This is a genomic window from Acidimicrobiales bacterium (assembly GCA_036491125.1).
Classification (GTDB): domain Bacteria; phylum Actinomycetota; class Acidimicrobiia; order Acidimicrobiales; family AC-9; genus AC-9.
In genome coordinates this window covers 1-8,382 of sequence record DASXCO010000033.1, presented here as the reverse complement: position 1 = coordinate 8,382, position 8,382 = coordinate 1, and the positions used below count along the sequence as shown (strand labels likewise).

The 8,382-nt window shown below is 68.9% G+C and carries 6 protein-coding genes; 4 read left to right on the top strand and 2 right to left on the bottom strand.

What is annotated here, in order from left to right:
- The first annotated feature begins 325 nt into the window (after positions 1-325).
- Together VGF64_02570 and VGF64_02565 are read left to right on the top strand one after the other, a co-directional pair.
- The gene (locus VGF64_02570) at positions 326-1,420 is read left to right on the top strand and encodes a ferritin-like domain-containing protein (protein ID HEY1633614.1); all 1,095 of its coding nucleotides are present in this window, start codon (positions 326-328) and stop codon (positions 1,418-1,420) included.
- 123 nt (positions 1,421-1,543) lie between these two features.
- Positions 1,544-3,196 carry an ABC transporter substrate-binding protein gene (locus VGF64_02565; protein HEY1633613.1) on the top strand — a complete coding sequence of 551 codons (1,653 nt, stop codon included), beginning with the start codon at positions 1,544-1,546 and terminating at the stop codon, positions 3,194-3,196.
- A 17-nt stretch (positions 3,197-3,213) separates the two neighbouring features.
- On the opposite strand, the gene VGF64_02560 is transcribed toward VGF64_02565, so the two are convergent.
- Positions 3,214-4,695, bottom strand: coding sequence for an MDR family MFS transporter (locus VGF64_02560; protein ID HEY1633612.1), 1,482 nt, complete (start codon positions 4,693-4,695; stop codon positions 3,214-3,216).
- A gap of 87 nt (positions 4,696-4,782) precedes the next feature.
- Between VGF64_02560 and ligD the strand changes: the two genes are divergently transcribed.
- Complete coding sequence (gene ligD / locus VGF64_02555) at positions 4,783-5,826, top strand: non-homologous end-joining DNA ligase (GenBank protein ID HEY1633611.1); 1,044 nt, start codon at positions 4,783-4,785, stop codon at positions 5,824-5,826.
- An 85-nt stretch (positions 5,827-5,911) separates the two neighbouring features.
- On the opposite strand, the gene VGF64_02550 is transcribed toward ligD, so the two are convergent.
- The gene (locus VGF64_02550; GenBank protein HEY1633610.1) at positions 5,912-7,822 is read right to left on the bottom strand and encodes an alkaline phosphatase family protein; all 1,911 of its coding nucleotides are present in this window, start codon (positions 7,820-7,822) and stop codon (positions 5,912-5,914) included.
- 259 nt (positions 7,823-8,081) lie between these two features.
- On the opposite strand from VGF64_02550, the gene VGF64_02545 reads away from it, so the two are divergent.
- The coding region (locus VGF64_02545; protein ID HEY1633609.1) for an LLM class flavin-dependent oxidoreductase at positions 8,082-8,382 on the top strand (301 nt) is incomplete at its 3' end.

The following is an 8,382-nucleotide window of genomic DNA, read 5'->3' as shown; positions in this document are numbered from 1 at the left end:
CTACGGGATCGTCGGCATCTCGAGCGGCCCGCACCTGGAGATCGGCTTCTGGCCCGTCGGCAGCTCGGGTGGCGGGAGGCCCATGCTCACCTACATCAACTCGGTGGTCGGGCACTCGACCGGCGGCTGACCGTCCCCGACGCTGCTTGACCGTGCCCGACGACATAGCCGCAGGCGCTTGAGCGTCAAGGCCGGCCCGGGAGGGCGGCCCGACGACATAGCCGCAGGCGCTTGAGCGTCAAGGCCGGCCCGGGAGGGCGGCCCGACGACATAGCCGACGCCGCTTGAGCGTCTAGGCTCGAGGATGGGCCAAGGAGGTCGGAGCATGTCCACCGACGACGAGGTGCGCTCGGGCACCATCGACGAGCTGGCGGAGACCGTCGAGACGGCCGAGCAGCACGACGCCATCCACGTGGTGCGGACGGCACCCGAGGTGTGCTTCACGTGGGACTACGACCGGTCGCGGCCCCAACTGGCCAGGCTGTACGAGAAGGCCAAGACGTCGATGTGGAACGTGTCGACCGACATCGACTGGGACATCGACGTCGACCCGGCCAGGATCGCCCGGGACCCAACCAACCCCCTCATGACGACGCTTAACATCGACCGCGCCGGCACCGTGTTCGAGCGGCTGTCCGACGAGGAGTGGTACGACATCGGGGCGGCCCAGCAGGCCTGGACGCTGTCGCAGTTCATGCACGGCGAGCAGGGCGCATTGATCTGCACGGCGCAGATCGTGGAGACGGTCCCCTGGATCGACGCCAAGTACTACGCCGCCACCCAGGTCATGGACGAGGCCCGCCATGTCGAGGTGTACGGCAGGTACCTGAAGGAGAAGCTGGGCGTCGAGTTCCCCATCAACCTCCACCTGCGGAGCCTGCTCGACGACGTGGCCGGCGACCCCCGCTGGGACATGACCTACCTGGGCATGCAGATCATGATCGAGGGGCTGGCCCTGGCCGCCTTCGGGTTCCAGTACACGTACTCGATCGATCCCCTCCTCAAGCAGATCACCCGCTATGTGATGGCCGACGAGGCGCGCCACGTGGCCTTCGGCGTGCTTTCGCTCAAGGAGGCCTACGCCGGGCTCGGCGCGGCCGAGATCCGCGAGCGCCAGGAGTTCTGCTACGAGGCGGCGGTGCGCATGCGAGACCGCTTCCTCGGCCAGGAGGTGTGGGAGTCCGTGGGCCTGCCGGTGAAGGAGTGCTGCCAGGTCATGCTCGACTCACCGGTGCAGCGCGAGTTTCGCAAGGTCTTGTTCTCGAAGATCGTGCCCAACCTGAAGAAGCTGGGCCTGCTCGACGCCGGCGACGGCTGGCTACGGCGCCGGTTCGGCGAGCTCGGCGTCCTCGAGTACGAGGACTGGGAGGACACCGGTGCCGAGTACGACCGGATGCAGCTGGAGGCCAGCGGGGCCTGAGGCTCGGGCGGGCAGAGCGCACGGTGCGTCGGGAGGACACCGGTGTGCACGGCGCCGCTCCGCAGGTGACCACCAGCTGACGCGCCGCGCTGCCCGATCGACCTCCGCCGGAAGACACCGACCTTGTCCGAACCCCTCGACCGCCGTACGTTCCTCGCCCGCAGTATCAGGACTGCAGGCGGCCTGGCGCTCCTGGGCGGGGCGTCCGGCGCCCTCGCCGCCTGCGGTCTCGGACCTCAGTCCAGCTCGGCCAGCAGCGCCGGCGTCTCGCAGGGGACGCCGCGGCGGGGCGGCACCCTCACGTTTGCCACCGAGGCCGAGATCGAGGGCTTCGACCCCACCCGGGAGCTGTGGGGCGTCGGCGGCCTGCTGAGCTCGCGAGCCGTCTACGACACACTTGCCGCCGTGGATGCGAGCGGGGCCGTCCGGCCCTATCTGGCCCAGTCGATCACGGCCAACGCCGACTACACCAGGTGGACGATCACCCTCCGGCGGGACGTCGCGTTCCACGACGGCAGCCCGCTGACGGCGGCGGCGGTGAAGACGAACCTCGACGCCCTCCGCACCGCCCCGCTGACCGCTCCGGCGCTCGCCACCATCGGCGCGGTCGACGTGATCGACCCCATGAACGTCGTGGTGTCGATGCGCACCCCGTGGCAACCCTTTCCGTTCCACCTGACCGGCCAGGCCGGGATTGTGGTGGAGCCCAGGACGCTTCTCGCCGGCGACGCCGACCACAAGCCGGTGGGGACAGGGCCGTTCGTGTTCGAGCGCTGGACGCCAGGGGACACGTTCACGGCCACCAGGAACCCGAGCTACTGGCGGCCGGGACTGCCCTACCTGGACAAAGTCCGGTACGAGCCGATCATCGACCAGCGTTCGCGCGAGGACACCTTCACCTCCGGCCAGGTCGACATGATGCACAGCTCGGACACACAGAACATCTCCAACCTCCGCGGCGACCCCAGCTGGGTCACCATCGACGACGCACACGCGAGCACCGAGCCTGACATGGACTTCGTGCTGCTCAACACCGCGGTGCCGCCGACCGACGACAGCCGGTTGCGAATGGCTCTGGCCCACGCCATCGACAAGCAGCGGATCATCGACAAGGTTCGCAACGGCATCCCGCCCAAGTCGTTCGGCCCCTTTGCGAGGGGCTCGCCGTACCACTCGTCAACCGGTTACCCCTGGTTCGACGTCGACACGGCGAAGGCCCTCGTGGCCCGGTACCAACAAGACAAGGGCCCGGTCTCCGTCGAGCTCGTCACCGACAGCACGTCGAAGGGCAGGCAGATCGGTCGCCTGCTCCGCGGCATGTGGGAGAAGGTGGGCATCCAGTGCCAGGTCATCCAGGTCGACGCCGCCCAGCTCGCCCCCCGTGTCCGCCAGGGCAGCTTTCAGACCTGCACATGGCGCCAGTTCGCCGCTGCCGACCCCGATCTCAACTACGCCTCGTGGACTGCCGACACGGCCGCGCCGGTCGGCCAGCCGGCCCTCAACCTCGCCCGCAACCGGAGCCCGCAGATCCAACAAGCCCTGGAAACAGGCCGCTCCAGCGGGGACGCGGCGGCGAGAACCGCCGCCTATCGAAGCCTGGCCCGGACCTTCGCCTCCGAGCTGCCGTACCTGTGGACGAACCGGGGCATCTGGATGGTCGCCGCCCAGCGCCAGGTCCAGAACTTCGCCGGCGCGACGCTCCCGGGGGGCGGCAAGGCCAAGGCCATGAGCCGGGGGGTGGTCACCCCCACCGAGATCTGGCTGAACCGTTCCTGATCGGGACCAGCGGTCCCTCAGGCCCGTGCCCCCTCCACCGCCCCTTCGTGCTCGCGCCCGGGGGCGGCCCCGCCGGCCTCGGCGGCCGCATCCGGCCTGCGCATGCTTGGCGCTGCGTCGCTGTCTCTGATGGTCAGGGCGATCATCGCTCCGATCAGGGCGATGACCGCGGCGGTGCCGAAGGCCAGGTGGTACGCACCCAGGTTTGATACGACTCCGCCGGGGGTCTGCCGGACGAGGCCCACGGTGGCCAGGATGGTGCTGAGCACGGCCACTCCGACGGCGCTGCCCAGCTGACGGTTGGCGTTGAACAGCGTCGAGGCGCGGCCGGTCGAGGCACGGCTGATGGTCGCGAAGGCGGCCGCCTGCGACGGCACGAACACGTGGGCCATCGAGTAGCCGAGCACGAACATGAGCAGCCGCATCTCCCAGAGGCTGTAGGCGCCGAAGCCGATCAGCGACATGAGCGCGGTGAACACGGCGATGCTGGCGAGGCCGCCGGCGATGATGCGCCGCGGTCCGACCCTCGGATAGATCCGGGTCGCGACCTGAGCGCCGAGCATGACGCCGAGGGCTTCGGGGAAGGTGCTCAGGCCGGAAAGCAGCGGCGAGGCGCCGAGCCCGTCCTGGAAGAAGAGGGCGACGACGAACAAGGTGCCGAGGAAGCCCGAAACGGCGACGAAGAACACCAGCGTGGTGGTGCGAAACAGCCGGTCGCTGAAGAGACGGAGATCGACCATCGGTTCGCGGCGTCGAAGCTCGACGAAGACCATGGCCGCGAGGAGCACCGCCCCGGCCAGTCCGGCGGCGACGATCGATGGTGAGCCCCAGCCCCTGAACGCACCTTCGCTCACCGCGTACATGACCGAGCCCAGCCCAGCTCCGGCGAGCAGGAAACCGGCCAGATCGAAACGGCCGGGTTCCGGCTCACGGTGCTCGTCCAGGGCGAGGAGCCCGAATGTCAGGGCGAAGACACCGATGGGCACGTTCACGTAGAAGACCCACCGCCAGGAGAGCTCGGTCACCAGCAGGCCGCCGACCACAGGACCGAGCGCAGGCGCCAACGCCGTGGGGGTCACCAGGATTTGCGACGCCCGGATCCGCTCGTGGGGCGGGAACGTGCGGTAGAGCATGGCCATGCCCACCGGCGTCAGCATCCCGCCTCCGACGCCCTGCAGGATGCGGAACAGCACCAGCTGGCTGAGGCTCTGGGCGAGGCCGCACAGCACGGACGCGACCGTGAAGATGACGATGGCGGTCAACAGGACCCGCTTGGTCCCGAAGCGATCACCGAGCCATCCCGAGGCGGGGATGAAGACGGCGAGGCTGACGAGAAAGGCGACCACCACCGCCTCCACGCCCGCCGGGCGCACGTGGAACTCCCTGCCCAGGGTGGGTAGGGCCACGTTCACGATCGTGATGTCCATGATGGCCATGAACATGGCCGACACGAAGACAACACTCACGCTGACCTTCGGGTTCATGCGGAGCCGCGCCACGACCCGGCCAACCCTAGCTGGACCTTTTGCCATTCCCTAAGGGGTTACGACCAGCTCCCCAGACGGCCACGGCGGTAGCTTTGGCTGATGGCGCGAGGGTCGACGTCGGACGGCGGGACCGGGGTGGTGGTCGAGGCTGCCGGTCGTGAGATGACCATCACCCACCCCGAGCGGGTGTTCTTCGGCGAGCGCGGGGATACCAAGCTCGATCTCGTCCGCTACTACGAGGCGGTCGCCGTGCCCCTTCTGGCGGCGATCGGTGGACGCCCGGTGCTGCTGCAGCGCTTCCCGAACGGGGCCGGGGGGTCATCGTTCTTCCAGAAGCGGGTGCCCGAGAACCGGCCCGAGTGGCTGGAGACGACCGTCGTCTCCACCCCGAACGGCACCACGTCGGTGGCCCTGGTGGCCGCCGACCTCGCCCACGTGCTGTGGGCGGTCAACATGGCCTGCCTCGGCTTCCACGTCTGGCCGACCCAGGCGGCCGATCCCGAGCACGCCGACGAGCTGCGCATCGACCTCGACCCCGGCCCTGGCGTGACCTTCTCGATGGTCCAGGAGGCGGCCCACGAGGTCGCCGTCCTCTTCGACGACGTCGGAGTGACGGGTCGACCCAAGACCACCGGCAACCGGGGCATCCACGTGTACGTTCGCCTCCAGCCCAAGTGGACGTCCTTCGAGGCTCGAGCCGCTGCGGTGGCCGTGGCCCGGGAGCTCGAGCGCCGCCGGCCCGAGCTCGTCACCGCGGCCTGGTGGAAGGAGGAGCGCGGCGAACGTGTCTTCGTCGACTTCAACCAGAACGCTCCCCACAAGACGATCTTCGGCGCCTGGTCGGTGCGGGCCCGGCCTGGCGCTCAGGTGTCGACGCCGTTCGGCTGGGATGAGCTCGACGCCATCGTCCCCGACGATTTGACGATCGCAACCGTCCCCCGTCGGGTGGCCGAGCGCGGCGATCCTTGGGCCGACATGGCCTCGCACCCCCAGTCCCTGGAGCCCTTGCTGGCGCTGCACGAGAGGGACCGGGCCGCGGGGATCCCCGACGCCCCCTGGCCGCCCGTCTACCCGAAGATGCCAGGCGAGCCGCCCCGGGTGGCGCCCAGTCGAGCCCGGAAGCCGGACGGCGGCACCGTCTGATCCTGACGACGTCGACACCGAGCCGGCCGTAACGGCTCGGCCGAGGCCCGAAGGCCCCGGCCGAGCTGGCATCACCTGGCTGCGGTCAGTTCGACCGCGAGCTGCCGCCTGATCCGCCGCCACCCTGGCTGTCATGGGGTGGCGGCCCATTCCCCGGCGGTGGCTTCGCCGTGTCGGGCTGCGCCTGCCCGAAGTCGAACAGGCCCATGAGGTCTCCGATGGCCGGCGGGTTCTGCGGCAGGTAGGAACCGTTCGCCTGCCGGGGGTCGGGCAGGTTGTCGAGGCTGCGGCTCGACAGCGGGTTGAGCTTCCAGTTGGCCTCGATGAACTTCAGGGTCGACACGTGATCGGTATAGCTGTGGTCGACGTGGCCGGCCTTGGTGTAAGGGGAGACCACGAGCATGGGCACCCGGGTGCCGTCACCGAAGTAGCTGACCGGCTGGACGGCACCGGAGTCGTAGTATCCGCCGCCCTCGTCGAAGGTGATGAAGATGGCGGTCGACTTCCACAGCTTGGGCTGGTTCTGGATCTCGCTGACGGTGTGGCTGACGAAGTTCTCGAACGCGGCCAGGGTCGAGTACCCGGGGTGGCCGTCGTCGTCGCCGGGCTTGAGGTACGAGACGGCGGGGAGGGTGTTGTTGGCGACGCTGGCGTCGAAGTCGCTGAGCCCGTGCTGGACGTTGGCCCGCTTGGCCGGGTTGGCCATGATCGACGTCGCGTACTGGAACGGGTCGCAGATGCCGCAGTAGTTGGGCCCGGGGTTGCCATTGTTGTAGCCCTCTCCGTAGTAGCCCCAGCTGACGTGCTTGGCCTGGAGCTCGTCGGCGATCGTGTTCGTGGACTGCTGGGGGGGCACCGTGAACGTCGAGGTGTCGAGCGTCCCGTCCACGTTGTAGCCCGGGTTGTAGTTGTTGAGCAGGTAGTAGTGGCCAGGCGCGCAGTCACCGTTGTTGAAGGTCTTGTACGGCAGGGTGTTCAGCAACGCGTCCACCCCCCTCACGCCCGGCTGGGTCGCATCGGCGCAGTTCGAGTAGCTCCCGCCGTTCGTCGTCCCGCTCTTCCCATATCCGTCCTGGGTGTAGAAGTTGTTCGTACCCGGTTGGGGATTGGGGTTCTCGATCTCACCGGATGGCGGCGCCGTGGGGTTGCCCTGGCTGTCCTGGTAGTACGCGGCATCGCCGGTGCCCAGCATGATGTGGTTGGCACCGGTGCCACCCATCACGGACTGGTGGTAGTCGTCGGACATGGCGTAGTGCTCGGCGAGGTAGCGAAGGATCGGGGCATCTCCCGCCGCCATGTCGTAGTACCCCATGTCCAACGCGCCCTGGTTCGTGTTCGGCGGCGTCGTGGCCGGCGGATCGCCGTTGGAATCGCCGGCGGTCTGGTGGACCCATGTCCACAGGTCGTTGGTGCCCGCTGGATGCTCCTGGTCGCCGGACACCTCCTGGTACATCTGGTAGAAGCGGTGCAGCGGGTCACCGACCACCGCTCCGTTGAACTCACACGTCCCGAACTGGTTGTACTGGCCGTGGTCGTCGAAGTACGGCACGTACTTGGTGATCTGGTAGGGGACGTTGGCCAGGTTCGAGGGGAAGCGGGCGTCGTTGACATTCTGTCCCTGTCCCGTGCAGGCCTTCGAGGTCGAGGTCGTGCTGGGTTGGGGCAGGGTGCTGTAGGGCGTCGTCGTTGTGGGATCGACCTGGTAGCTGGTGGTGTCCGTCGCCTGGCTCTGCTTGGCCTTGGAGGCATTCGGCCCGGCGGCGCCCGAAGCGTTGACGATCCCCTCCGACAGGAGGTTGTCGACGTGCTGACCGGCGGGCGGCTGGTAGGTGCCAAACACGTTGTCGAAGGTGTGGTTCTCACCGATGATGGTCACCACGTGCTTGATGGGAGTGGCGGTGTTGTCGTCGGCGGCGCCGCTCGGCGCCGCCGCCCCCGCCGGCCCTGCGAGCAGCGCAGCCGAGGCGGAGACGGTGGCGGCGGCCACGACCGCCACCGCGCGCGTCCCTCTCGACCGCAGCAAGCGTCCAACTCGCGACATGTGGGGTCGCTCCTTTCCGCGGCGACAGCCGCCCCTGCTCGGATCGGCGCGGCACGCTACGAGGGCTCGGTGACACCCCGACAAACACCGCGAAAACGACAGGTGTAACGTCGGCGAACTTCCCTGACGGGCACCGAGGCTGGCCCGGGAGGCCAGCAAACAACATGCCCAGCACGGCAAAGCCGGGCTGGGACGGAGAGCGCGAGGCCGCACCATGAGGTTCGACCTGATGACGGGTGGGTTGCCGCTCCGCCAGATGCAGGCGATGGCACACGACGCCTCGGGCGCGGGCTTCTCGGGCCTGGTGATCACCGAGGGGGCCCGCACGGCGTACCTGTCCGCCGCGGCCGCCGCCCTGGCCGCCGACCTCGAGGTGAGCACGGGAATCGCGGTGGCCTTCCCCCGCAGCCCGATGGTGACCGCGGAGCTGGCCTGGGAGCTGGCCGAGGCGACCGGCGGACGGTTCCGGCTCGGTCTCGGCACCCAGGTGCGGGCCCACATCGAGCGACGCTACG